This is a genomic window from Citrobacter sp. RHB21-C05 (assembly GCF_013889015.1).
Classification (GTDB): domain Bacteria; phylum Pseudomonadota; class Gammaproteobacteria; order Enterobacterales; family Enterobacteriaceae; genus Citrobacter_A; species Citrobacter_A sedlakii.
The window spans coordinates 2,373,078-2,397,517 of record NZ_CP057611.1; the positions used below are offsets into that span (position 1 = coordinate 2,373,078).

Annotated in this window: 26 protein-coding genes and 2 tRNA genes; 16 read left to right on the top strand and 12 right to left on the bottom strand. The window is 54.0% G+C overall.

Features of this window, described 5'->3' with window-relative positions:
• Positions 1-25 precede the first annotated feature (25 nt).
• The 3 genes from HVX72_RS11365 to rnt all read left to right on the top strand — a co-directional run bounded on the left by HVX72_RS11365 (position 26) and on the right by rnt (position 2,375).
• The gene (locus HVX72_RS11365) at positions 26-1,123 is read left to right on the top strand and encodes an alkene reductase (protein ID WP_042282773.1); all 1,098 of its coding nucleotides are present in this window, start codon (positions 26-28) and stop codon (positions 1,121-1,123) included.
• Positions 1,124-1,220: 97 nt separating this feature from the next.
• Positions 1,221-1,628: a lactoylglutathione lyase gene (gene gloA, locus HVX72_RS11370; RefSeq protein ID WP_042282771.1), complete on the top strand. Its 408-nt coding sequence runs from the start codon at positions 1,221-1,223 to the stop codon at positions 1,626-1,628.
• A 102-nt stretch (positions 1,629-1,730) separates the two neighbouring features.
• Positions 1,731-2,375 carry a ribonuclease T gene (gene rnt / locus HVX72_RS11375; protein WP_042282769.1) on the top strand — a complete coding sequence of 215 codons (645 nt, stop codon included), beginning with the start codon at positions 1,731-1,733 and terminating at the stop codon, positions 2,373-2,375.
• Between the two features lie 106 nt (positions 2,376-2,481).
• On the opposite strand, the gene grxD is transcribed toward rnt, so the two are convergent.
• Positions 2,482-2,829 carry a monothiol glutaredoxin 4 gene (gene grxD, locus HVX72_RS11380; RefSeq protein WP_042282768.1) on the bottom strand — a complete coding sequence of 116 codons (348 nt, stop codon included), beginning with the start codon at positions 2,827-2,829 and terminating at the stop codon, positions 2,482-2,484.
• A gap of 334 nt (positions 2,830-3,163) precedes the next feature.
• Here grxD and HVX72_RS11385 point away from each other — a divergent pair, with 334 nt between their 5' ends.
• Positions 3,164-3,994 carry a C40 family peptidase gene (locus HVX72_RS11385; protein WP_181821392.1) on the top strand — a complete coding sequence of 277 codons (831 nt, stop codon included), beginning with the start codon at positions 3,164-3,166 and terminating at the stop codon, positions 3,992-3,994.
• A 125-nt stretch (positions 3,995-4,119) separates the two neighbouring features.
• Positions 4,120-4,701, top strand: a complete 582-nt coding sequence (sodB, locus tag HVX72_RS11390; protein WP_181821393.1) for a superoxide dismutase [Fe] — start codon at positions 4,120-4,122, stop codon at positions 4,699-4,701.
• Between the two features lie 54 nt (positions 4,702-4,755).
• On the opposite strand, the gene HVX72_RS11395 is transcribed toward sodB, so the two are convergent.
• Complete coding sequence (locus HVX72_RS11395; RefSeq protein WP_042282763.1) at positions 4,756-5,922, bottom strand: MFS transporter; 1,167 nt, start codon at positions 5,920-5,922, stop codon at positions 4,756-4,758.
• Between the two features lie 168 nt (positions 5,923-6,090).
• On the bottom strand, positions 6,091-6,180 hold the full coding sequence (locus tag HVX72_RS11400; RefSeq protein ID WP_086512609.1) for a YnhF family membrane protein: 90 nt from the start codon (positions 6,178-6,180) through the stop codon (positions 6,091-6,093).
• A gap of 294 nt (positions 6,181-6,474) precedes the next feature.
• Between HVX72_RS11400 and purR the strand changes: the two genes are divergently transcribed.
• Complete coding sequence (gene purR / locus HVX72_RS11405) at positions 6,475-7,500, top strand: HTH-type transcriptional repressor PurR (RefSeq protein ID WP_042282761.1); 1,026 nt, start codon at positions 6,475-6,477, stop codon at positions 7,498-7,500.
• Here the strand turns inward: purR and punR are convergent.
• Positions 7,497-8,429, bottom strand: a complete 933-nt coding sequence (gene punR, locus HVX72_RS11410; RefSeq protein ID WP_042282759.1) for a DNA-binding transcriptional activator PunR — start codon at positions 8,427-8,429, stop codon at positions 7,497-7,499. The two genes, purR and punR, sit on opposite strands and share 4 nt — an antisense overlap.
• A gap of 123 nt (positions 8,430-8,552) precedes the next feature.
• Here punR and punC point away from each other — a divergent pair, with 123 nt between their 5' ends.
• On the top strand, positions 8,553-9,758 hold the full coding sequence (gene punC / locus HVX72_RS11415) for a purine nucleoside transporter PunC (RefSeq protein ID WP_181823267.1): 1,206 nt from the start codon (positions 8,553-8,555) through the stop codon (positions 9,756-9,758).
• A 290-nt stretch (positions 9,759-10,048) separates the two neighbouring features.
• Positions 10,049-11,197, top strand: a complete 1,149-nt coding sequence (cfa, locus tag HVX72_RS11420) for a cyclopropane fatty acyl phospholipid synthase (RefSeq protein WP_181821394.1) — start codon at positions 10,049-10,051, stop codon at positions 11,195-11,197.
• Between the two features lie 37 nt (positions 11,198-11,234).
• Here cfa and HVX72_RS11425 read toward each other — a convergent pair whose 3' ends face one another.
• Positions 11,235-11,876, bottom strand: a complete 642-nt coding sequence (locus HVX72_RS11425) for a riboflavin synthase subunit alpha (RefSeq protein ID WP_181821395.1) — start codon at positions 11,874-11,876, stop codon at positions 11,235-11,237.
• Between the two features lie 216 nt (positions 11,877-12,092).
• Here HVX72_RS11425 and mdtK point away from each other — a divergent pair, with 216 nt between their 5' ends.
• The 3 genes from mdtK (at position 12,093) to HVX72_RS11440 (ending at position 13,785) form a co-directional block, all read left to right on the top strand.
• Positions 12,093-13,466 (top strand): MdtK family multidrug efflux MATE transporter, encoded by a 1,374-nt coding sequence (gene mdtK / locus HVX72_RS11430; RefSeq protein ID WP_042282755.1) that lies wholly within the window; start codon positions 12,093-12,095, stop codon positions 13,464-13,466.
• Positions 13,467-13,617: 151 nt separating this feature from the next.
• Positions 13,618-13,694, top strand: a tRNA-Val gene (locus HVX72_RS11435).
• Positions 13,695-13,708: 14 nt separating this feature from the next.
• Positions 13,709-13,785 (top strand) — tRNA-Val (locus tag HVX72_RS11440).
• Between the two features lie 157 nt (positions 13,786-13,942).
• Here the strand turns inward: HVX72_RS11440 and HVX72_RS11445 are convergent.
• Entirely contained in the window at positions 13,943-14,413 is a 471-nt protein-coding gene (locus HVX72_RS11445; RefSeq protein WP_084588962.1) for an Hsp20 family protein, read from the bottom strand.
• 228 nt (positions 14,414-14,641) lie between these two features.
• Positions 14,642-15,385 carry a sulfite exporter TauE/SafE family protein gene (locus HVX72_RS11450; protein ID WP_181821396.1) on the bottom strand — a complete coding sequence of 248 codons (744 nt, stop codon included), beginning with the start codon at positions 15,383-15,385 and terminating at the stop codon, positions 14,642-14,644.
• 107 nt (positions 15,386-15,492) lie between these two features.
• Here HVX72_RS11450 and HVX72_RS11455 point away from each other — a divergent pair, with 107 nt between their 5' ends.
• From HVX72_RS11455 to HVX72_RS11470, 4 genes are all read left to right on the top strand, one after another.
• Entirely contained in the window at positions 15,493-16,377 is an 885-nt protein-coding gene (locus tag HVX72_RS11455) for a LysR substrate-binding domain-containing protein (protein ID WP_181821397.1), read from the top strand.
• Between the two features lie 166 nt (positions 16,378-16,543).
• A complete protein-coding gene (locus HVX72_RS11460) occupies positions 16,544-17,662 on the top strand; it encodes a mechanosensitive ion channel family protein (RefSeq protein ID WP_042282750.1) in 1,119 nt (372 codons plus the stop codon).
• A 32-nt stretch (positions 17,663-17,694) separates the two neighbouring features.
• Positions 17,695-18,000: a monooxygenase gene (locus tag HVX72_RS11465; protein WP_042282748.1), complete on the top strand. Its 306-nt coding sequence runs from the start codon at positions 17,695-17,697 to the stop codon at positions 17,998-18,000.
• A 160-nt stretch (positions 18,001-18,160) separates the two neighbouring features.
• Complete coding sequence (locus HVX72_RS11470; protein WP_042282747.1) at positions 18,161-19,150, top strand: SDR family oxidoreductase; 990 nt, start codon at positions 18,161-18,163, stop codon at positions 19,148-19,150.
• Here the strand turns inward: HVX72_RS11470 and HVX72_RS11475 are convergent.
• On the bottom strand, positions 19,147-20,775 hold the full coding sequence (locus HVX72_RS11475; protein WP_181821398.1) for an alpha-amylase family protein: 1,629 nt from the start codon (positions 20,773-20,775) through the stop codon (positions 19,147-19,149). The genes HVX72_RS11470 and HVX72_RS11475 overlap by 4 nt on opposite strands.
• A 47-nt stretch (positions 20,776-20,822) precedes the next feature.
• A complete protein-coding gene (locus tag HVX72_RS11480; RefSeq protein ID WP_181821399.1) occupies positions 20,823-21,614 on the bottom strand; it encodes an MBL fold metallo-hydrolase in 792 nt (263 codons plus the stop codon).
• 283 nt (positions 21,615-21,897) lie between these two features.
• On the opposite strand from HVX72_RS11480, the gene HVX72_RS11485 reads away from it, so the two are divergent.
• Positions 21,898-22,038 carry a hypothetical protein gene (locus tag HVX72_RS11485; RefSeq protein WP_120714875.1) on the top strand — a complete coding sequence of 47 codons (141 nt, stop codon included), beginning with the start codon at positions 21,898-21,900 and terminating at the stop codon, positions 22,036-22,038.
• A 123-nt stretch (positions 22,039-22,161) separates the two neighbouring features.
• Here the strand turns inward: HVX72_RS11485 and ydhT are convergent, their stop codons facing one another.
• Genes ydhT through HVX72_RS11500 form a run of 3 tightly spaced genes read right to left on the bottom strand, consistent with a single transcriptional unit; the run spans position 22,162 to position 24,425 of the window.
• A complete protein-coding gene (gene ydhT, locus HVX72_RS11490; protein WP_181821400.1) occupies positions 22,162-22,971 on the bottom strand; it encodes a protein YdhT in 810 nt (269 codons plus the stop codon).
• Positions 22,972-22,974: 3 nt separating this feature from the next.
• Positions 22,975-23,760: a thiosulfate reductase cytochrome B subunit gene (phsC, locus tag HVX72_RS11495; protein WP_042282738.1), complete on the bottom strand. Its 786-nt coding sequence runs from the start codon at positions 23,758-23,760 to the stop codon at positions 22,975-22,977.
• On the bottom strand, positions 23,757-24,425 hold the full coding sequence (locus HVX72_RS11500) for a 4Fe-4S dicluster domain-containing protein (RefSeq protein WP_072014927.1): 669 nt from the start codon (positions 24,423-24,425) through the stop codon (positions 23,757-23,759). Before HVX72_RS11500 ends, phsC begins: the two co-directional genes overlap by 4 nt.
• Positions 24,426-24,440: the final 15 nt, after the last annotated feature.

The window sequence follows — 24,440 nt, forward strand, 5'->3', positions numbered from 1 at the left end:
CGGTCTATTCATCACTGGAGCCATTATGTCCTCTGAAAAACTGTTTACCCCACTGAAGGTGGGTGCGATCACCGCAGCTAACCGTGTATTCATGGCCCCGCTGACGCGTCTGCGCAGCATTGAGCCTGGCGACATCCCGACTCCGTTAATGGCAGAATATTACCGCCAGCGCGCCAGCGCCGGTCTCATCATCAGCGAAGCGACGCAAATTTCCGCCCAGGCGAAAGGCTATGCGGGCGCGCCGGGTCTGCACAGCGACGAGCAGATTGCCGCGTGGAAAAAAATTACTGCCGGCGTTCATGCAGAAAACGGGCATATTGCCGTACAGCTGTGGCACACCGGGCGCATTTCTCATGCCAGCCTGCAACCTGGAGGGCAGCCGCCGGTTTCCGCTTCCGCGCTGAGCGCCGGGACGCGCACCTCTCTACGTGACGAAAACGGCAATGCGATCCGCGTTGACACCTCCATGCCGCGCGCGCTGGAAACCCATGAAATCCCGGGTATTGTGAATGATTTCCGCCAGGCCATCGCCAATGCCCGCGAAGCCGGTTTCGATCTCGTTGAGTTGCACTCCGCCCACGGATATCTGCTGCATCAGTTCCTTTCACCTTCGTCTAACCACCGTACCGACCAGTACGGCGGCAGCGTTGAAAATCGCGCGCGTCTGGTTCTTGAGGTTGTGGATGCGGGGATTCAGGAATGGGGCGCTGACCGTATTGGTATTCGCATCTCCCCTATCGGTACTTTCCAGAACGTGGACAATGGCCCCAACGAAGAAGCAGATGCGCTGTATCTGATCGAAGAACTGGGTAAACGTGGCATCGCTTATCTGCATATGTCCGAGCCGGACTGGGCAGGCGGCGCGTCTTATACTGAAGCCTTCCGCGAAAAAGTACGCGCGCGTTTCCAGGGGCCCATCGTTGGCGCTGGCGCATACACCCGTGAAAAAGCGGAAACCCTCATTGAAAAAGGGTTGATCGACGCGGTTGCGTTCGGTCGCGATTACATTGCCAACCCGGATCTGGTCACCCGACTGCAACGTAAAGCCGAGCTGAACCCGCAGCGCAGCGAGAGTTTCTACGGTGGCGGCGCGGAAGGTTATACCGATTACCCGACGCTGTAATCCCACCTGCGGCATTCCTCCATTGATAGCGGCGCGAAAACGCCGCTATACTAAAACAACATTTTGAATGTATTGACCATTTTTAAGGGGATAAACAATGCGTTTACTTCATACCATGCTGCGCGTCGGCGATTTGCAGCGTTCTATCGACTTTTACACTAACGTTTTAGGCATGAAACTGCTGCGTACCAGCGAAAACCCGGAGTACAAATATTCTCTGGCATTTGTCGGCTACGGTGAAGAGAGTGACGAAGCGGTGATCGAACTGACGTATAACTGGGGTGTCGATCGCTATGAACTGGGGACCGCCTATGGTCACATTGCGCTGAGCGTTGATAACGCAGCGGAAGCCTGCGAGCGGATTCGCCAGAACGGCGGTAATGTCACGCGCGAAGCGGGTCCGGTAAAAGGCGGCACCACCGTGATTGCGTTTGTTGAAGATCCGGACGGTTACAAAATCGAATTGATCGAAGAAAAAGACGCCGGTCGCGGTCTGGGTAATTAATCCCTTCCGGGCGCGGCTTCTCTGCGCCCGCAGTTTTACTGCAATGAGCGCCTTTTTTTGGCATACTACGCGCTGCATTTTTTCTGTATTTAAGAGACCCCGATGTCCGATAACGCTCAACTTACCGGTCTGTGCGACCGTTTTCGCGGTTTTTACCCTGTCGTCATTGATGTTGAAACGGCCGGGTTTAATGCCAGAACCGATGCGCTGCTTGAAATTGCCGCCATCACGTTGAAAATGGATGAACAGGGCTGGCTGATGCCGGACACTACGCTGCATTTCCATGTCGAACCGTTCGAAGGCGCGAATTTGCAGCCCGAAGCGCTGGCGTTTAACGGCATCGACCCCAGCAACCCGCTGCGTGGCGCGGTGAGTGAATATGACGCCCTGCACGCCATTTTTAAAATGGTGCGGAAAGGAATTAAAGACAGCGGCTGTAACCGCGCGATCATGGTGGCGCATAACGCTACGTTCGATCACAGCTTTATGATGGCGGCGGCCGAGCGCGCCTCGCTAAAGCGCAACCCTTTTCATCCGTTTGTCACTTTCGACACTGCCGCCCTCAGCGGACTGGCGCTAGGCCAAACGGTTCTGTCGAAAGCCTGTCTGGCGGCAGGTATGGAGTTTGACGGCACGCAGGCTCATTCGGCGCTTTACGACACGGAACGTACGGCAGTGCTGTTTTGTGAAATCGTCAACCGCTGGAAACGTCTGGGCGGCTGGCCGCTGGCCATGCCCGAGGCTTAACGCCGAACGTAAAAAAGCGACCTTTCGGTCGCTTTTTTAGTGAGTGCCGGATGACCGCGCGTTGGCGCCTTCTCCAGCCTGTCACCTAAATCCCGCAGGCGTCACCTTACTCGGTATCTGATTCTTCAGACTTGTACTTCGCCGCGGTCTCTTTGATCAGTTGCTGCAATTCGCCACGCTGATACATTTCGATCAGGATGTCGCAGCCGCCAACCAGTTCGCCATCAACCCACAACTGCGGGAAGGTTGGCCAGTTAGCATACTTCGGCAGTTCGGCGCGGATATCCGGGTTCTGCAAAATATCGACATAAGCAAAACGCTCACCACAGGCAGAAAGCGCCTGCACAGCCTGGGCAGAGAACCCGCAGCTTGGCAGTTTTGGCGAACCTTTCATATACAGCAGGATTGGGTTTTCAGCGATCTGGCGCTGAATTTTTTCGATAGTGGTGCTCATTGTCTTGCTTCCTTAACTTCTTTTACGGCAGTCGTCTGACATTGTAACGGCTCAGGCCGACATCGGAAAATAACATTTTCATTACGCTTTACTATTTTATCGTCTGAAGCCTTAAGTTGCATTGCAAATCACTGTTCAGGCCGCCCTTTTCAGCCAATTGTCTATTGAATAAGCAAATTTACCTTTGGTTGCTGCTTTTTTTGGCACTTATGCGCGGAACACTTTTTTTAACAATAAAAGCTATTAACTTTCTCCAATTCTATAGATTAGAATCATCAGGTTTTGTAAATCACATGCAGGCATGATTGCGCCTGCCTTAACCGAGGAATGCTCAGTGGCGCGGATTAACCGACTCTCCATCACGCTCTGTGCTTTACTGTTTACAACGATTTCCTTTATGTCCGTGGCCCAGGCTTCCCGGCAGGCCAGGACAACGTCTGATATTTCTCACAGCAAGAAAACCGCAGACATGAAAAAAAGCACCGCAACAGCGAAAAAGACCACGAAAAATTCCCAACGCACCGCAAAAAAAACAACCGCTAAAAACGCAGTGAAAACGGCATCGGCCAGCAAAAAACGTGTAACCCCCTCCAGCAAAACCTCCCGAACAACCAGTCGCCGCACAAAATCTGGCGTTTCGAAGACAGCCGTCGTAAGCTGGACGGAAAAATGCACGCCACGCAAAGGCCGCAAGCCACACTGCGTGAAGGTGAAAAGCGCAGCGGCCAGCACCCTTGCGGACGCGCATAAGTTAAAAGTCCAAAAAGCCACCAGTACAGCAATGAATAAACTGATGAGCCAGATTGGTAAACCCTACCGCTGGGGCGGTACATCGCCGCGTACTGGCTTCGACTGTAGCGGTCTGGTCTATTACGCCTATAAGGATTTGGTTAAATTCCGCATACCCCGCACGGCAAACGAGATGTATCACCTGCGTGATGCGGCGCCGATCGAACGGGGAGAGCTGAAAAATGGCGATCTGGTGTTCTTCCGTACCCAGGGTCGCGGCACAGCCGATCACGTTGGCGTCTACGTCGGTAACGGCAAATTTATTCAGTCGCCACGCAGCGGTCAGGAAATCCAAATCACCTCTCTTAGCGAAGACTACTGGCAGCGCCATTATGTCGGCGCCCGCCGGGTGATGACGCCGAAAACCATTCGCTAAAACTTTACCCTGTTGTTACACAACAGGGTAAGTTCTTCTTTTGCCACACCTTTCAATTTGCTACCCTATCCTTACGTACAATAAGGTTATTGTGCGAATCAATATTAATAATAAGGAGAGAAGCAATGTCGTTCGAATTACCTGCATTACCGTATGCCAAAGATGCGCTTGCGCCGCATATTTCCGCTGAAACGCTGGAATACCACTATGGCAAACACCATCAGACCTATGTGACAAACCTGAATAACCTGATCAAAGGCACCGCATTTGAAGGCAAATCGCTGAAAGAGATTGTGCGGAGCTCTGAGGGGGGCGTGTTTAACAACGCCGCTCAGGTCTGGAACCACACCTTCTACTGGAATTGCCTGGCGCCGAATGCCGGTGGGGAACCCACGGGTGAACTGGCTGACGCTATCGCCGCCGCGTTTGGCAGCTTCGCCGACTTCAAGGCCCAGTTTACCGATGCCGCGATCAAGAACTTCGGCTCCGGCTGGACCTGGCTGGTTAAAGACAAAGACGGCAAGCTGGCTATCGTGTCCACGTCTAACGCGGAGACGCCGCTCACCACAGACGCCACGCCGTTAATGACCGTCGACGTATGGGAACACGCCTATTACATTGACTATCGTAACGCGCGTCCGGGTTATCTGGAAAACTTCTGGGCGCTGGTTAACTGGGCGTTTGTGGCGAAAAACTTTGCCGCATAACTGAAAAATGCCCGACAGCACATTCGTGCGTCGGGCATTAAAGAGTTTGCTGTCTTAGCTGGCGACGCACTCTGTCTGCGGCTGTTTTCTGGCGGAAATAAACACCAGCAGTAGCGCCAGCCCCGCCACGATCGCCCCCATAACCGGAACAAAAGCGTAGCCCAGACCGCCGGAAATGACCGCCCCGCCCGCGGCAGCGCCCAGCGCATTACCCAGGTTAAAAGCGCCAATATTCACTGACGAAGAAAGGCCCGGCGCCTCGTGCGCCACACGCATCACCCGCATTTGCAGTGGAGGCACCACTGCGAAGGTCGCCGCTCCCCAGACCACCATAGCGATCGCTGCCCCCAGCGCATTTTGCGCCAGAAAGGGGATCGCCAGCATAATCACCATCAGAAGCAACAGAAAACCTTTCAGGGTGCCATTCACCGAACGGTCAGCCAGTTTCCCGCCAAAATAATTACCGATGGAAAACCCAACGCCAATCAGCACCAGCATACCGGTGACAAACGCTGGCGAGGCATGCGTAATGCTGTGCAATACGGGCGCGATGTAGGTATACAGCGTAAACATCGCCCCAGCCCCCAGAACAGTGGTTAATAACGCCGTCAACACCTGCGGACGCATCAGCACCGCCAGTTCCTTTTTTACCTCCGGACGCGTTCCAGCGCTGCCCTTCGGCAAGGAGAAGAACAGGCTCGCCATCGCGATAACGCCCAGCCCGGCGGTCGCCATAAACGACATTCGCCAGCCGATAGTTTCACCGAGCCAGGTGGCAGCCGGAACACCGCCGATGTTGGCGATCGTCAGTCCCATAAACATTGTTGCCACCGCGCTGGCCTGCTTATGCTTTGGCACCACGCTTGCCGCCACGACGGAGCCCAGCCCAAAAAAGGCGCCGTGGTTCAGACTGGTCAGAACGCGAGAGAGCATCAGGGTGGTGTAATCAGGAGAGATAGCGGAAAGCACATTGCCCACGGTGAAAATGGCCATCAGAAAGATCAGCGCATTGCGACGTCCGCGATGTGAAAGCAGTAGCGTCATTAACGGCGCGCCGACCATCACCCCAATGGCATAAGCGCTGATCAGCATTCCTGCGGCGGGAATCGTCACATCAACCCCGCGAGCGATGACCGGCAATAATCCCATGGGAGAAAATTCAGTGGTGCCGATCCCGAACGCGCCTATGGCCAACGCCAGTAAAGGGTAATTTATTTTCATACGGTAATGACTCCGCCTGTTCGCGCTTAAACGCGGTGGACAAGAAAAGCCAAAAGCATGACATCAATCACAAAAAAAGAGAAGTTAACAAATTTACAAAAGACTTTTGCATTTTAGATAACAATTGGCGAAGGGAATGTGAGGGAGCGACACTCCCTCAGCGGTAAATCAGTGCAGTGCTGCGGTTAAACCACCTGCCACGATCAGAGCCAGAACAATAAACGTGGTCACTAATGAAAATTTCAGATCGGTGCTCATCAACTTTTCTCCTTTTTATTCCCACACAAAAAGTGATATAGCGCATTTTTACACACTTGAAAGCAAAAATCTCCCACGATTTAGGGTGATATCTGTTTTTAACACTTCCCCTTTTCGTTAAGATCAGCCAAAATTCGACGCTTACTTGTTTAGCGTACCGGCCATTGACCCCTTCCTGACGTTCCGTGTCGTTTTCCCGGCGTGCCGCAACCCTGATGTTGCGATCAGGGTGTGTAAAGGCAAACGTTTACTTAGCGTATTTTACTGTTCAGGTTGGGTCTGGAGTGAGATGTAATGGCAACAATTAAAGATGTAGCGAAACGAGCAAACGTTTCCACTACAACCGTATCACACGTTATTAACAAAACGCGTTTTGTTGCAGAGGAAACGCGTAACGCGGTGTGGGCGGCAATCAAAGAATTGCACTATTCCCCCAGCGCCGTCGCCCGAAGCCTGAAGGTCAACCATACCAAGTCCATCGGCCTGTTGGCGACCAGCAGCGAAGCCGCCTACTTTGCCGAAATTATAGAAGCCGTTGAAAAAAACTGTTTCCAGAAGGGTTATACCCTCATCCTCGGCAACGCGTGGAATAACCTAGAAAAACAGCGCGCCTATCTGTCGATGATGGCGCAAAAACGCGTGGATGGCCTGTTGGTCATGTGTTCTGAATATCCGGAACCTCTGCTTTCTATGCTCGAAGAATACCGTCATATTCCCATGGTAGTGATGGACTGGGGCGAAGCCAAAGCCGATTTCACGGACACGGTGATCGATAACGCCTTTGAAGGCGGCTATATGGCAGGCCGATACCTGGTGGAGCGCGGACATCGTGAAATCGGCGTGATTCCCGGTCCGTTGGAGCGGAACACCGGCGCAGGCCGTCTGGCTGGCTTTATGAAAGCGATGGAAGAAGCGCTGATCAACGTGCCGGAAAACTGGATTGTGCAGGGCGATTTTGAGCCGGAGTCCGGCTACCGCGCAATGCAGCAAATCCTGTCGCAGTCACACCGTCCGACAGCGGTATTCTGTGGCGGCGACATTATGGCGATGGGCGCGCTCTGTGCTGCCGATGAAATGGGTCTGCGCGTTCCGCAGGATGTCTCGCTGATCGGTTATGACAACGTGCGAAACGCGCGCTTCTTTACGCCAGCGTTAACCACTATTCATCAGCCGAAGGATTCTCTGGGTGAAACGGCGTTTAATATGCTGTTAGACCGTATCGTCAATAAGCGCGAGGAATCTCAGTCGATCGAAGTCCACCCGCGACTGATTGAACGTCGCTCTGTTGCGGACGGCCCGTTCCGCGACTACCGCCGTTAAGTCGCGCCTGCGGGAGTCTCATCAGGCTCCCGCAGCCACTCTCTGTTCAGTGTTTCACTGTCTCCCAGATACTCCAGCAGCCACGCCAGCGCCGGCGAGGTATCGTTTTGTTGCCAGGTAAGACAGCAGGCGGCATCCGGGAAAGGATTTTCCAGCTCCAGCGCAACCCACTGCCCCGTGTTAAGACGAGGTTTTGCAAAATGCGTCGGCACCATGCCAATACACAATCCAGCACTGATACAGGTTGCGGAAGAGTCCCAGTCCGGCACGACCATACGGCGTTGATTATCCAGTAACCATGTGACGCGTTTGGGCAGGTTTCGGGAGGTATCCTCCAGCACCAGCGACGGCCAGTTTCGCAGCGTGTCGTCGCTCAACGGCCCCATTATGCTCGCCAGCGGATGGGAACGCGCCACCACGCAACTCCAGCTCAACATTCCCATATCGCGAAAGGCATAGCGACCGCCCACCGGAATAGCGCGCGTCGCGCCAATGGCCAACTCCACCCGACCATCGGACAACGCGTCCCAGACGCCATTGAAAACTTCCTGAAAAACCAGCAGCTCTACATCATCAAAATGACGGTAAAAGTCGACGACCATCTGGCGGGTCCGTTCCGGACGCACGATATTATCCACCGCAACAGGCAACTGCCCGCGCCAGCCATTGGCGATTTGCTGACACTGTTGCCGGGTGTCCTGCATTTTTTTGATAACAGAACGCCCTTCTTTTAAAAACCAGGCCCCGGCGGGCGTCAGCACCACGTCACGGTGGCGGCGTTCAAACAGTGGGACCGCCAACCACTCTTCCAGTTGCCGTACCGTGTAGCTGACCGCAGAAGGCACCCGGTGCAATTCCTGAGCCGCTGAACTGAAGCTGCCGTTACGCGCAACGGCGTCGACGACTTCCAGCGCATATTCTGACCACATAATCTGCCTGCAAAATTTTTGAATGCAATAACCAAATATTACCGTTTCACAAGGAGAAAGACACTCCCTACACTCTGCGCGAAGATTATTCATTAAAATAAGAGAACAACTATGCAAGCAGCGATGCAACCTGGAAAAGGGTTTTTAATCTGGCTGGCGGGACTGAGCGTACTGGGCTTTCTGGCCACCGACATGTATCTCCCCGCTTTCGCCGCCATTCAATCCGACCTGCAAACGCCCGCGTCGGCGGTCAGCGCCAGCCTCAGCCTGTTTTTAGCGGGTTTTGCCGTTGCGCAACTGCTGTGGGGACCGCTTTCAGACCGCTATGGACGCAAACCGATCCTGCTGTCAGGTTTAGCCATTTTTGCCCTCGGCAGCCTGGGGATGCTGTGGGTAGAAAGCGCCGCCGCACTGCTGGTTTTACGCTTTGTGCAGGCGGTAGGCGTCTGCGCCGCAACGGTGATCTGGCAGGCGCTGGTAACGGACTATTATCCTTCGCAGAAGATTAACCGCATTTTTGCGACCATAATGCCGTTAGTGGGCCTTTCCCCTGCGCTGGCGCCCTTGCTAGGTAGTTGGATCCTGACCCATTTTTCCTGGCAGGCGATTTTCGCCACTCTGTTCGCGATTACCCTGGTGTTGATGCTGCCCGCTCTGCGTCTGAAACCGACTCAAAACGCCCGTAAGGATGGCCAGGATAAGCTGACGTTCGCGACGCTGCTGCGTACCCGGGCTTATCGTGGCAATGTGCTGATCTACGCGGCCTGCTCTGCCAGCTTCTTTGCCTGGCTCACCGGTTCGCCGTTTATCCTGAGCGAAATGGGCTATAGTCCGGCGGTCATTGGCCTGAGCTATGTGCCGCAGACCATCGCCTTTCTGGTTGGCGGTTATGGGTGTCGCGCAGCGCTGCAAAAATGGCAGGGGCAGCAGCTTCTTCCCTGGCTGCTGGTCCTCTACGCGCTAAGCGTTGTCGCCACCTGGGGCGTGGGTTTTCTGAATCACGTCTCGCTGACGGAAGTGCTGATCCCCTTCTGCGTCATGGCGATTGCGAACGGCGCGATCTACCCGATAGTCGTGGCCCAGGCGTTACGTCCGTTTCCTCAGGCGACAGGGCGCGCTGTGGCATTGCAGAATACGCTTCAGTTGGGATTATGCTTCCTGGCAAGTCTGGTGGTTTCGTGGTTAATCAGCACCCCACTTCTCACCACCACCAGCGTTATGCTGGCCACCGTGGTGCTGGCGGCATTGGGTTACAAAATGCAGGCGCAGGCGGGTATTGTGGAACGTCAGCAGGACAATACGGAGATGGCCCACGGCGAATCCCATTGATAACGCTAATATATTTTATTCGTTAGGAAGCTAACAATTTTTGGTTGTATCATCGGTTTTTGAGGCCTATACTAAATTTCGGTTGTTAAAAATACGATAATAATTATGTGTTAACGGGAACCGGAGCGTTCCCGCTTCACCATGGATGGCCTTTTCGGCAAGGGTTTCTCCCTTCCTCTGTTCTACGTCGGATTATAGACTCGCGGAATATTTCCGTGAGATTTCTCACAAAGCCAAAAAGCGTCTACGCTGTTTTAAGGTTCTGATCACCGACCAGTGATGGAGAAGCTATGAGTTCATCGTGTATAGAAGAAGTTAACGTACCGGATGACGACTGGTACCGTATCACCAACGAATTATTAAGCCGCGCAGGCATAGCCATCAACGGTTCAGCCTCCGCTGATATCCGCGTCAATAACCCCCGTTTTTTTAAACGCGTATTACAGCAGGGCTCACTCGGTTTGGGCGAAAGCTATATGGATGGCTGGTGGGAATGCGATCGTCTGGACATGTTTTTTAGCAAAGTCCTTCGCGCCGGACTGGAAAATCAACTCCCCCATCATTTCAAAGATACTCTCCGCATCGCTGGCGCTCGCCTGTTTAATTTACAAAGCAAAAAACGCGCCTGGATTGTCGGCAAAGAGCACTACGATCTGGGTAATGATCTGTTTAGTCGAATGCTCGATCCGTATATGCAATATTCCTGCGGATACTGGAAAGAGGCCGGAACGCTTGAGGCGGCGCAACAAGCCAAACTCCAACTGATTTGTGAAAAGCTGCAATTACGTCCCGGCATGCGCGTGCTGGATATCGGCTGCGGTTGGGGCGGTCTGGCGCAATATATGGCGACCCACTTCGGCGTCAGCGTGGTCGGCGTGACGATTTCCGCTGAGCAGCAAAAAATGGCGCAGGCGCGCTGTACCGGACTCGATGTCACCATCCTGCTTGAGGACTATCGTGATTTACGCGATCAGTTTGACCGCATTGTCTCGGTCGGGATGTTTGAACACGTCGGCCCGAAAAATTACAACACCTATTTCGAGGTGGTGGATCGGAATTTAAAACCGGACGGCATTTTTCTGCTGCATACCATCGGTTCGAAAAAAACCGACAATAACGTCGACCCGTGGATCAATAAGTATATTTTCCCGAACGGTTGTTTGCCTTCGGTTCGCCAGATCGCGAACGCCAGTGAATCGCACTTTGTGATGGAAGACTGGCATAACTTTGGCGCGGACTATGACACAACCCTCATGGCATGGTATGAGCGATTCCTCGCGGCATGGCCTGATATTGCCGATAACTACAGCGAGCGCTTCAAACGGATGTTCAGCTATTATCTGAATGCCTGTGCGGGCGCGTTCCGCGCGCGGGATATTCAGCTGTGGCAGGTTGTGTTCTCACGCGGCGTAGAAAACGGTTTGCGGGTGGCCCGTTAAGTACCAAGCCCCTGTTCTGCTACAGGGGCTTTACGGGTTACGCTTCGCTTGTCGACCGGACTGTCGCCGCTTCCCGCGCCGCCAGTACCCGTTCTACCGTATCAACCACCGCCTGGGTTTGCGGGTCAATTTCGATATTCACCCGCGCGCCCAACTTTTTCTTGCCAAGCGTTGTGCGCTCAATCGTTTCCGGAATCAGGTGAACGCAAAAGCGCGTCGCGGTCACTTCGCCTACCGTCAGACTGATCCCGTCAATGCCAATAAATCCTTTGTAGAGGATATATTTCATTAAGGTCGGATCCTGAACTTTAAACCAAATCTGGCGATTATTTTCTGAGGTCAAAATCTTAGAAACCTCTGCCGTGGTCATGATATGACCCGACATCAAATGACCGCCAATTTCATCGCTGAATTTCGCCGCACGTTCAACGTTTACCTGATCCCCCGCTTTCAGCTCGCCAAGATTGGTAATACGCAACGTCTCTTTCATCAGATCAAAACTGATGTGGCTGCCGTTAATGTCGGTCACGGTCAGACAACAGCCGTTATGCGCGACCGACGCGCCCGTCTCCAGCCCGTCCAGCATGTATTCAGGTAATTCCACGACATGGGTGCGAAAGTTTGGTTTTTCATCAACAGACACCACTCTGGCGGTGCCCTGCACAATACCCGTAAACATAACTGCAACTCCCAAATTCAGTTCAACCATTTCTGCCTGCCACAATAGCAGTTGGAAAATCAGGTTGCCAGCGAAGCGCCCCCCGCGCCTGTTTTTTCACTGGAGAAATATCCATTCCTCGCTACAATAGACTGAAATTTCCCCGCATCTTCTTCTTGCTGCCCTTGCTGGCGGCTTTTTTAGTCTCTCTTATAACAACAAAATATAGGTGTTCACGTGCAGAAGTATATTAGCGAAGCGCGTCAGTTATTGGCTCTGGCAATACCGGTGATTCTTGCGCAAATCGCCCAAACCGCAATGGGTTTTGTGGATACCGTCATGGCGGGAGGCTACAGCGCTACCGACATGGCGGCAGTGGCGATTGGTACCTCCATCTGGTTGCCGGCCATTTTATTTGGCCATGGACTGCTGCTGGCGTTAACGCCGGTTATCGCGCAGCTCAACGGCTCAGGCCGACGCGAGCGCATCGCCCATCAGGTCCGTCAGGGTTTCTGGCTGGCAGGCTTTGTCTCGGTTGCCATTATGATTGTGCTGTGGAACGCCGGATACATTATCCGCGCCATGCATAACATCGATCCTGCGCTGGCAGATAAAGCCGTCGGCTATCTCCGCGCGCTGCTGTGGGGCGCACCGGGGTATCTGTTCTTTCAGGTGGCGCGTAACCAGTGCGAAGGTCTGGCAAAAACCAAACCGGGGATGGTGATGGGTTTTATCGGCCTGCTGGTCAACATTCCGGTGAACTATGTGTTTATTTATGGCCATTTCGGGATGCCAGAACTGGGCGGCGTCGGTTGTGGCGTGGCGACAGCGGCCGTTTACTGGGTGATGTTTGTCGCCATGATTTCGTGGGTTAAACACGCTCGCTCCATGCGCGACATTCGTAACGCCGAACGCTTCAGTAAGCCCGATGGCGTAGTGATGAAACGCCTGGTACAACTGGGATTGCCCATCGCGTTGGCCTTATTTTTCGAAGTGACGTTGTTTGCGGTCGTGGCGCTGCTGGTGTCCCCCCTGGGCATTGTCGACGTGGCAGGTCATCAGATTGCGCTCAACTTCAGTTCGCTGATGTTCGTGCTACCGATGTCGCTTGCGGCAGCGGTTACCATTCGTGTGGGCTATCGTCTGGGGCAAGGTTCGACACTGGATGCGCAAACCGCAGCGCGTACCGGGATAGGTGTGGGCGTTTGCATGGCCTGCATCACCGCCATTTTCACCGTATCGCTGCGTGAGCAGATCGCCCTGCTCTATAACGATAATCCTGAGGTGGTGACACTGGCTGCCCAACTGATGCTGCTGGCGGCAATTTACCAAATTTCTGACTCTATTCAGGTGATCGGCAGCGGCATTCTGCGTGGTTACAAAGACACGCGTTCGATTTTCTATATTACGTTTGTCGCTTACTGGGTCCTGGGTCTACCCAGCGGTTACATCCTTGCGCTGACCGATCTGGTGGTGGACCGTATGGGTCCTGCGGGATTCTGGATGGGCTTTATTATCGGTCTGACGTCAGCCGCCATTATGATGATGTTGCGTATGCGCTTCCTGCAGCGTCAGCCCTCGACGGTTATTCTTCAGCGCGCTGCGCGTTAAATCTGCAATAGCCGCCTTCTGGCGGCTATTCTCTCGTCACTTTGCGCACTTCCTCCGCAATCGAGCGAAAACCGAAAGAAAATAACCCTTTCCCTCTTGCCTCATTCCCTCTCTGCCGCTAATATTCGTCCCCGTTGTCACCTACAACGTTGCGTTCATAGCTCAGTTGGTTAGAGCACCACCTTGACATGGTGGGGGTCGTTGGTTCGAGTCCAATTGAACGCACCATCTTTCTGTACAGTGCGTCCGTAGCTCAGTTGGTTAGAGCACCACCTTGACATGGTGGGGGTCGGTGGTTCGAGTCCACTCGGACGCACCATTCAGCTATCTTTCTGTTATTCCCGTTACTTTCTCTCTTTTTCTTTCTTTACGCTCACTCTGTTTTTCTCCTCACGCTTCCGTGTCGCGTTAGCATCAGACCGCATTGATGAAAAACGCCCGACATGCGCCGGGCGTAAAACAACGTCAGTTAAAGATTACGGCTTATGTTCAAGCACCGGGTTCGCGTTTATGGCAATACGCTGAGGTTTCTCCTCTTCCGGTATATCCTGTAGCAACGCGATTGTCAGCAAACCGTTTTCCAGCGACGCGCCGGTGACGTTGACATGCTCCGGCAGACTGTAGCTGGCGCGGAAGTCGCTGCGGCTGATCCCCCGGTGGATCCATCCCTCTTCGCCGTGTTCTGTTTTCTCCTCTTCACGTTTACCGCTGATATTCAGCTGACCGCCGACGGTTTCAATTTCCAGCTCGCTCTCTTTCCAGCCCGGCACGCTGAGGGTGAGCTCATAGCGGTTATCCTCCAGCCGCCGGATATTGTACGAAGGCGTGGAGGGCAACGGCGTGCTGCCGGTTAGTTGGCTGAAAAGGCGATCGATGCGGTTAAAGCGGTCCGCAAACAGAGAGTCGGAGAGATCGTGTAATACGGGAAACGTTCTGAGCGTCATCATGTACCTCCTGAACAGTAAAGAAAATATTCAAAAAGTTCATGTCTTACGGGCAGGTGTTGTTTACCCTTACCCGTTTTTCATATATGTCCGTAGCGTTGATTTTCAATACGACAAAGCGGAATTTTGCGATCTCCATCACGCTACCGGTTTCTTACTCGCCACTTCGCTGTAAAGCCGATTCTCCGTCGAAAAAACCGTCAGGTTTACTGGAATATCCGTTTTGGCGGATCACGCAAGTAACGGACGTGAGATCATCTCCAGCCCCAGCACTGTCAGAAACAGCAAGAAACATAGCCTGAACAGCCGCAGGCCGATCCGTGCCCGAATTTTTTGTCCCAGCCACATCCCAAGGAGAGCGGGGATAATCGCCATCCCCGACAGGGACAGTTGCCTGACATGAAAAGCATCATGCAGATACAGTCCTGCAGCTAGCGCAATCGTCGAGACGGTAAACGAGAGGCCCAACGCCTGAACCAACTCATCACGCCCGAAACGCAGCGACTGAAGCCATGGCACGGCGGGCATGACAAAGACACCGGTGGCGCCGGTGACAAAGCCAGTGACCAGTCCCATGACAGGCGACAACCGACGTTCTAACCGCGCTGAGACGTGCATTGCAGGACGGCATAGCGCATAGCTGGCGTAAATGATAAGCGCGACGCCCAGGCCAACGCCTGCCCACAGCGGCGGAATACTGACCAGCAGAAACGACCCCACAACCGTGCCGATGACGATAAACATCATCATCAGCCAGAGACGCTGGAATACCTCTTGTAAGATAGGCCCCGAAAACAATTGCCAGAGATTCGTCACCAGCGAAGGGATAACCAGAAGCGCCGCCGCTTCAGCCAGCGGCATAACCGTACCAAGCAGCCCCATCGCCACCGTCGGCAACCCCATGCCAGTCACACCTTTGACCCAGCCTGCGGCAATAAATATCAGGAAACAATACAAATAAAGGGGTTCATTCATCTTGCTGGCCCACATTGTTGAACAGAGCGGCATTGGAACATCTGGCCGGAGCCGCCACAATGCGGTATTTTCCTCGGCAACTACGGAAAAACCGAAGGCGGAAATAAATGCGTTTTGATCTGGCCGACCTGCAATTGTTTATCTGTATCGTGGATGCCGGCAGCATCACCGGCGGGGCCTCTGCAGCCAACCTGGCACTGGCGTCCGCCAGCGAACGACTCCGAAAAATGGAAGGAAACTCTGGAATGCCCTTGTTGCTGCGTCATCCGCGCGGGATCTCATTAACGACAGCAGGAGAGGCAGTGGAGCGCCATGCCCGCATCATCCTTGAGCAACATCGGCGGTTGCGCGAGGAAATGGTCGCCCTTGCCGCGGGTCATCAGGAGACGCTTCGGCTTTATGCTAACAGCTCAGCGCTGACCACATTTCTGCCGGGTAAACTCGCCGCCTGGCTGGCCTCCCATCCGGGGATACATATCGAAACCGAAGAACGCGCCAGCACCGATATTGTCAGCAGCTTACTGTCAGGTGAGGCAGATGCCGGCATTGTTTCAGACGCCGTGGCCGCCGGCATGCTCAAACGGGAGCCCGTCGCGGAGGATCCGCTCGTGCTGATCGTCCCGCTAACGCATCCGCTTGCGGGTAAGGAGGCGCTTTTTTTCGTGGATATTATTGCGGCGCCAATGGTGGCGCTTTATTCCACTCGTGCCCTGCAACGCCATATTGAACAAAACGCAGCACATGCTGGCCTGGCGCTTAATATCCGCATTCGGTTGAATCACTATGAGGGATTATGCGAGATGGTGGCACACGGCACCGGCGTGGCGATTCTTCCCGCCGTCATCGCCGCGCGTTATCAGAGCCGCTATCCTTTTGCGATCGTTGCGCTACGTGATGGCTGGGCGTTGCGCAGGCTGTGCCTGTGCTACCGAAACGACGTTGCTTTTAGCCCCGCCATACGATCCTTATTCGACTGTCTGAGACAGCCCTAACGGCTGTTTCATAACAGCCGCCGCGTCCTGCTTCCCCCGCGGGCGATGTTCAGCAGGCTTACCGTCTTTCAGTAAATTCTGTTAACAGGCGAATTGCCCGGGGATCCGTGCCACCCGGTCTATGCTGTCTATACTTTACCGTTAACGTTTTGTTATGGGAGGTAAGATGGAGTATCTGGCACGGCTTAACGTCGTTACTGTACTAATGTCAGCGACATTCTGGATCAATCTTGGCATCGTTTTCGTTGTCACCTTAATCACCTACTGGCTCATCAACTGGCTGCTGAATTTCATTTACAGAACCATTGAGCGTCGCGATCACAAGGAGATTAAGCATCCGGGGTTACGGGTGATCGTGTTTGACATGTTAAAGCGAACCAGCAAATTGCTGATTTTCTTTGCCGCATTCCTGTTCAGTTTGCGCTTCGTCGCCCTCCCCGATCGGCTGTTTGCAAGCCTGAGCCACGCATGGTTTCTCGTGATCGCCATTCAAATCGCCATCTGGCTGGATCAGGGGGTACAGTCGTGGATGCGCCATCTGCTACACGCGCCCGGTACGCATAAAAATCCGGTCACCCTGGTTATTCTTGGGATGATTCTGCGCGTGGTTGTCTGGTCCATGATGCTGCTGTCGATTCTGGCAAACGCTGGGGTGGATATTACCGCGCTGGTAGCAAGTCTCGGGGTTGGCGGTATCGCCATCGCGCTGGCGGTGCAGACCGTTCTCAGCGACGTCTTCGCCTCGCTATCGATTGGTTTTGATAAGCCTTTCGAAATTGGTGACTTCGTGGTGTTCAATGACGTCGCAGGGACAATTGAGCATATTGGTCTGAAAACAACGCGTATCCGCAGCCTCAGCGGCGAGCAGATTGTTTGCGCCAACGCGCAACTGCTGCAGCAAACCATTCACAACTACAAGCGCATGCAAACGCGCCGCATTGTTTTTACCTTTGGCGTCGCCACCTCCACGCCGCCTGAAAAGCTGCGCCTGATTGGCGATACGGTAAAAAAAATCATTGAGGATGTCGGCGAAACGAAATTCGACCGCGCGCATTTTCTCGCCTTTAATCAGGATCGCCTGACCTTTGAAGTCGTGCATATTGTAAACACAGCCGACTACAACAAATATATGGATATACAGCAGGAGATTAATATTCGTATTATTGAAGCGCTGAATGAGCTAGAGGTGGAGCTGGCGTTGCCAAGTCTGGTGGTACGATCGCCAGTACAGGTCGCAGGCTCGGACAATCCTCTTCACGTTGAGCATTTGCAGGCTGAGAAATAGCGTTATGATGGTCTTTTCAAAAGGAGAGTACGATGGCCAAATTATTACAGCTTCACTTTGCGTTTAACGGCCCGTTCGGGCAGGAAATGACGGAACAACTGCGCGGACTGGCCGAATCCATTAACCAGGAACCCGGCTTTATCTGGAAAGTATGGACTGAAAGTGAACAAAATAAAGAGGCTGGCGGCATCTACCTTTTTGAAAGCGAAGAGACCGCCCTCGCGTATCTGGAAAAGCATAGCGCGCGTTTAAAGAATCTTGGTGTCAATGAAGTCATCGCCAAAGTCTTTGATGTTAACGTGCCGCTAAGCCAGTTAAACCACAGCCACGTGGCGTAAATGACGCATCCAGAGGGGGCTATGCCCCCTTTCTTCTCTTTCCTGTGCATTTTCCTTTCCGTCCTTTAAACCTCGCATCAGATAGACAGACAGCCAACCAGGCACTACATGTTAAGTCATGTCTGTCGCCACTGGCGCGTTTTGCGGATGAGAGGTGTGTATGTCTGTTGTGGTTATTACCGGAGGTAGCGCCGGAGCAGGAAAAGCAATCTCTGTGCGTTTCGCGCAGGCTGGATATGACGTTGCGGTGATAGCCAGAGATGACGAAGGTCTTCAGGAAACCTGTGAGGAGTGCGAAAAATATGGCGTGAAAACGCTGGGTATTAGCGTCGATGTCTCCAAAGCCAATGCCACTCACGACGCAGCGGAAATGATTGAAAGTCGGCTGGGCGCCATTGATGTGTGGGTTAACAGCGCCATGACAACGGTACTGTCACCGTTTCGGGAAATCACCCCCGCAGAGTTTCAGCGCGTCACCGAAGTGACCTATCTGGGCTTCGTTAATGGTACCCGCGCGGCGCTGGCGATGATGGCGCCGCGAGACAGAGGCATTATCATCCAGGTCGGTTCCGCGTTAGCCTACCGCTCGATTCCCCTTCAGTCTGCTTACTGTGGCGCCAAAGCGGCCATCCGCGGCTTTACTGACGCCGTACGCACCGAACTGATGCATGAGCACAGCAAGGTGCATATCACGATGGTACAAATGCCGGGAATGAATACCCCGCAGTTTGGCTGGTCGCGCAACAAAATGGACGCGGCGATGCAACCTGTGCCACCGGTGTACCAGCCCGAAGTCGCCGCAGAAGCGGTATTTAGCGTGGTGAAACGTCCGGTTCGCGAACTGTGGGTTGGGAAAAGTACCGTACAGTCAATCGTCGGCCAGTTTTTCTTTCCCCGCTGGCTCGACCGGCTGATGGTAAAGAAAGCCTGGGAAGGCCAGCTTACCGATGATCCCAGTCCCCATGACAGTGCGGACATTCTCTACACGCCCCGACGGGGCAATCATCCCACTCACGGTGAATTCAGCGAAGGCGCAAAAACACGCGCGTTCACCCTGTCATCTGACTTCCCCGGTAAGCTCGCCGCAGGCGCCGCGCTGACCACCCTTGCGCTGGTGATCGGGCTGATAGCGCGGCGTAAAAAACGCTAATCGCGCCGACGGGAAAACCAGCGGTAGCCGTAGCCGTTCAGGAGGAGCGGCACGGCCTTCCCGCCCCGAAGCGTATCGTCATACCCCTTGTCTGCCAGGCAGGCTTCCCAGTAGCCGTCCGCAATGTTTTTTAGCGCTGCCTTAACCGGCTTTTCACTGAAATTGGCCAGCGCCAGAACATCACGCTGCTCGCCATGGTAAAGAATGGCGAACACGGCCTCCTGTTTGAGCGGAATAATCTTCCACGGCGCCTGACAAATTTCATGCAGTTCCGCCCGAATATTCACCATATGACGCACCCGGTGCAACAAAGAATGGCGGCTTAGCTGCGACCGCTCTACGTTGACTTTTTTATAGCGCCACGGGCCGGACGCGATCGGTTGTCTGAATAAGCGCGACGTATCCGCAGTGGAAAATCCGCCATTTTTATCTGCCGACCACTGCATCGGCGTTCTGACCGAATAGCGCTCTTTCAGGCTAAGATCGTCACCCATTCCGATTTCATCACCGTAGCGGATAACCGGTACACCAGGCAGCGACAACAGCACCGCGTGACAAAACGCCAGCCGTTCGATATTCCCTGACAGCATCGGCGCCAGCCGTCTGCGTAACCCTCGCTGGTAAACATACATATCCTCGTCAGGGGCAAACGCGTCCAGCACCTTTTGCTTATTTACCTCGCCGATCCCCTCGAGATCCAGCTCATCGTGATTTCGCAGCCAGTTGGCAAAGCAGCAGCCATCCGGCGGCACAATCATCTTACTGAGCGCCCCGGCAAGCGGCAGTGCTTTCTTCTCCGCCAGGCTGACATAAAAATATTTATTCACCCAAAAGTTCAGCGCAATATGCAGCCGATCGTTTTTGCCGAAGTAGTTGCGATACTCCTGCGGGGCAACATCAACTTCGCCCAGCAGGATCGCTTCCGGATTCACGCTTTCTATCAGCCCGCGCAACTGCTCAAGGATCCAGTACCCCTTTTTGTCGTTACCGCCTCCGGCCTGTTTGGTTAAGTGAGAGGCCGCGTCGAGGCGAAAACCAGACACGCCAATCTTCAGCCAGAAGCGCACGATATTTTCGATTTCGTGGATAACCGCCTTTGAGGTGAGATTGAGATCGGGCTCATGACGATAGAACATATGCCGGTAGAATTGTTGAGCCTGTTCATCCCAGCGCCAGACGGATTCCTCCACCCCTGGAAACATGGGCGGATCGTCTTTTTCCGGGGGGGTATCGGCCCACAAATAAAAGTCCCGATAGAACGAATCGGGACTGCGTCTGGCCTCCTGAAACCACATGTGTTCAGAAGAGGTATGCTGAATCACCAGTTCGATGATCACATGCAGGCCCAGCGCCCGGGCCTGTTCGATAAACTCAATCACATCAGCAATCACCCCAAAACGAGGATCCGGTTGCAGATGGTCTGCGATATCGTAGCCTTCATCGCGAAACGGCGTAAGGTAAAACGGCGTGATCCAGATGGCTGTCGCGCCAAGACTGCGGATGTAATGCAGCTTTTCAGCGATCCCGGCAATATCGCCGAAGCCATCGCCATTCGCATCATAAAAGAGTGAAGTATCGACTTGATAGATCACCGCCTGGCTGTACCACTTCTGTTTTTTCTTCATAAGCTCGCTCCCAACGCGTGCTGGCAATGTTGCAAAAACGTCTGGTGTTATTGCAGACAGGAGAGATATTTCTCTGCCGAGCGCAGCACAATCTCATGCGCATGAGCCGTAATGTCCTGACCTTCAAACGCGCCGTACAGCTGTTCAAATGAAACGTCTTGCAGTCGCCGGGCAATCGCCGCGACACAAGCTGCGGACAGCGGCAGCATGTTGGGGTAGCTCCACATAAAGGAGACGGCGTTCGCGCCGGGTGTGACCTGAAGAATATCGCCTGCAAGGATCGTTCCGGCGCCCTCTCGCCAGTGCAGGACGGTGCCGCCTGCAAAATGGCCGCCGAGCCGCAGCAGCGTCACGGACGGCAGCACGTCGAGAGTGTCGCCTTTCCATCGCTGTATAAACGGGCTGTCGCGCATGATCCAGCGCCGATCGTCGGCATGAAGATAAACCGGGGCGTTAAACTCTGCCGCCCAGTCCTGCATGGTGGTGTAGTAGTGCGGATGCGAAATGGCGATGGCGCGCAGACCGCCCAGGGCGGCAATCAACGTCCGGGTCGCCGGATCGAGATTGGCGATACAATCCCAAAGGATATTCCCCGCGGGCGTTCTGAGCAGAAACGCCCGCTGGTTTATCGCAAATGAGGGAACCGTTTTGAGGGTAAAAAGCGACGGTGTGACCTGACGCCATTTGTTGGCGTGGCTGGACACCAGCGCGTCAAAATCCGTCCACTCCTGCCCTGATACCGGCACATACTGCCGTTCATCATCACAAACAGGACAGCGCGCTACGTTACGCTGGCTGTCGTCATACGATGTGCCGCAGGCTTTACACAGTATAATCATCTTCACTCCCGTTCCGGTTTGAACAAAAGTAAGTATGGCAGAGGATGCGCGAAGGAATAGCAATCGTCCGGTATCGTTACGTCCGCACTTTACACCGTGGCGGCATTACCGCTTACCCGGAAATCGGTGCGGCGATGGCGAAAACCGTCTTGTCCCCGGCAGGCCGCGTTTGCCGCCGTCTCTATTTCTTCGATCGTTAACATCGCAGATTTTGCACATGCAACCCCCGGCATTCTTGTCCTATACTGGTCGCATCTCAAAAATGAAATCATGCAGGTGAGTAATGGAAATTGATCTCGACAATCTGGTTTTTGACGGACTGGATGAAGCACAAACGCGCAACGCGGAACGTCTGGAAGATGCGGACAAAAAAGCAGAATCGGTGATCGCCGATGATGACTGCGGCGATGCGTGCAAAATCTGACATAAAAAGCGACGTAATATCAGGGTCGGAAAACGCCCGAAAGTAACACGGTTGTGTCGGATAGCAGCGTAACGTGCTATCCGACCAACATCCTGCTGCATCAGCATATCTGTCAGGAGTGACTCAGCACTCGACAAACTGATGCGTATCGTCGAGACGGTATTTCACCCCTGCCCGAATTCCTTTTTCACCTTCCACGGCCACCGCAAAACGCATTCGCTCACCGTCATGATAAGCCAACGCCGCACACCCGCCTGGCCCAAGCACGATGGCGTCGACCACGCCTGTACTGGCTATCACGGCGTTGTCGCCGTTGCAGATAATGTGTACATTGTCGCCGCTGTTGGCAATTCTGGCGCTGGCGCCGAAGCTGACGATCTGCGTGAGATCGCCATTGCTGGCAATATGGCTTCTCTCTCCCACCGCGCTGACCCGAACGCGCATCCCGCTACTGGCGATACGCGTGCCGTTACCTGCGCTGCTAATTCGCGTGGAGTTTCCCGCGGCTGCGATTCTGGCGCGATCGCCCGAACTGCTGATATGACTGTTATAGCCCATGCTGCCAAGCCGCACACAGTCGCCCGCACTGGCAATCTGCGCCGCGTAACCCACACTGGCGATTTTCATGTTATCGTCCGCGCATCCCAGACGGGCGTTATCCGCGGCGTTGGCAATCTGCCGAACACTCGTTACGACGTCAGGCAGCATCGGTGAGGACATGGCGAAAATATCCTGCCGGACAAAGTTTTCTTCGTCTATCCAGCGTGACCAGGCGTACTCCACCAGGCTGTTTGCCCAGTCGATATACCCGTCACGGCTTAACGCACGATGTACGTCAGCATAACTGCCGCCTTCCGGAAAACGCCGCAGGAACCAGCGGTACATCACTTTTCCAACCCGCCAGTTGCGTAAATCCTCTCGCGTCACAATCATCGGTTAATGCCGGTGATAGCCATCGACCATGCAACGGAATGTCTCCCCGGGCGTTCGTCCCGTGGTGCACAGATACAGATGTCCAAAGATAAAAAACAGGCTAACGATGGCCAGCGCGAAATGCGCCTGAAGCAGCCAATAGCGTACGCCGGGAAGGACATCCCCTGTGGCCTGTGGATACAGCGAAAGAAGACCGCTCAATAACAGCAGCGGCAGCAAGCCGTACATCACCCCGACATAAGCTGCCTGCTGTAACGGGTTAAACTTCGCCCGTGGCGTAGCCGGAAACGGGTGCGCATCTCCTTGTAAAATGCCGTACAGATAAAAACGGGTTTGTTTCTTCGCTCTCGCCAACCAGCCATGCGGCTGAATGAGATAATGATGACCATTGCCGCCCAGGGCGTTAATCAACACAAAGCCCACCCAGCATGCCAGTAGCATAAATCCACAGATTTCATGTACCGCCAACACGCTTTTAGTCACCAACGGACTGACCAGCGAAAAGTGGTTAATGAGCCCACTGGCAAGCAAAAGGATAAACAATAACGCGTTAGACCAGTGCCACAAGCGCACCGCTTTTGAATACAAATAAACTTTCTCGCCATGCGCGGCCGCGACCTTGCGAACGGCGCGAAAACGAAGCCAGGCGTGCAGCCCCAGCACCAGCCACATCACTACCAGCAACACGCCCGCTATAACCAGCCAGACTGGCCAGTACTCAGGGGAAAACAGCGGCACGTAGCTCGCCAGTTGGGCGTGAAATTGTTCGGCACTCTGCGACGCGTTCATACATTTTCCTTCTTAATCAAATGTTGACCGAACCGACGATAAAGATGAGGCTCGCCTGCGCCAGGAAGCTGATACTGATAATATTTATTGTCCTGCAGCCAGCGCTGGATTTCAGGGCTATCTTCGCGTCCAAAGAGCAGTGCATGTTCCGGACAAGACGAGACGCAGATGGGCGGGAACCCTTTCGCCAGTCGCGACTCTGCGCAAAAATCGCATTTATCCGCCACCTTGGTGTGAGGATTCAGATAGCGCACCTGGTAGGGACAGGCGCCAATACAATAGCTGCAACCAATACAGCGTGACGCATTTACGCGAACAATCCCCTGCTCATCACGCCAGGACGCGCCGGTTGGGCAGACGTCAATGCACGGCGCCTCGTCGCAGTGCTGACAAGACTGGCGGAAAAAATGATACAGGGTTTCGTTTTCATCCTCGGTGACAGGGATGTGCGCGATCGATAAGCGGCTTCCCTGCGCAGGAACATGATTGGTTTTGCGACAGGCGCGGGCGCAAATGTTACAACCGTTGCAGCGCGTTTCGTCGTGGATCATGACATAGCGCGCCGTTCCGCCTTGTGTCGTATTCGCCAGCAGCGACTGGCCCGGTCCGCTGAAAAAAATGACCGTCCCCATGCCAAGCACAAATTTTCGTCGAGTGAAGGACATCTTGTTATCCTCTAA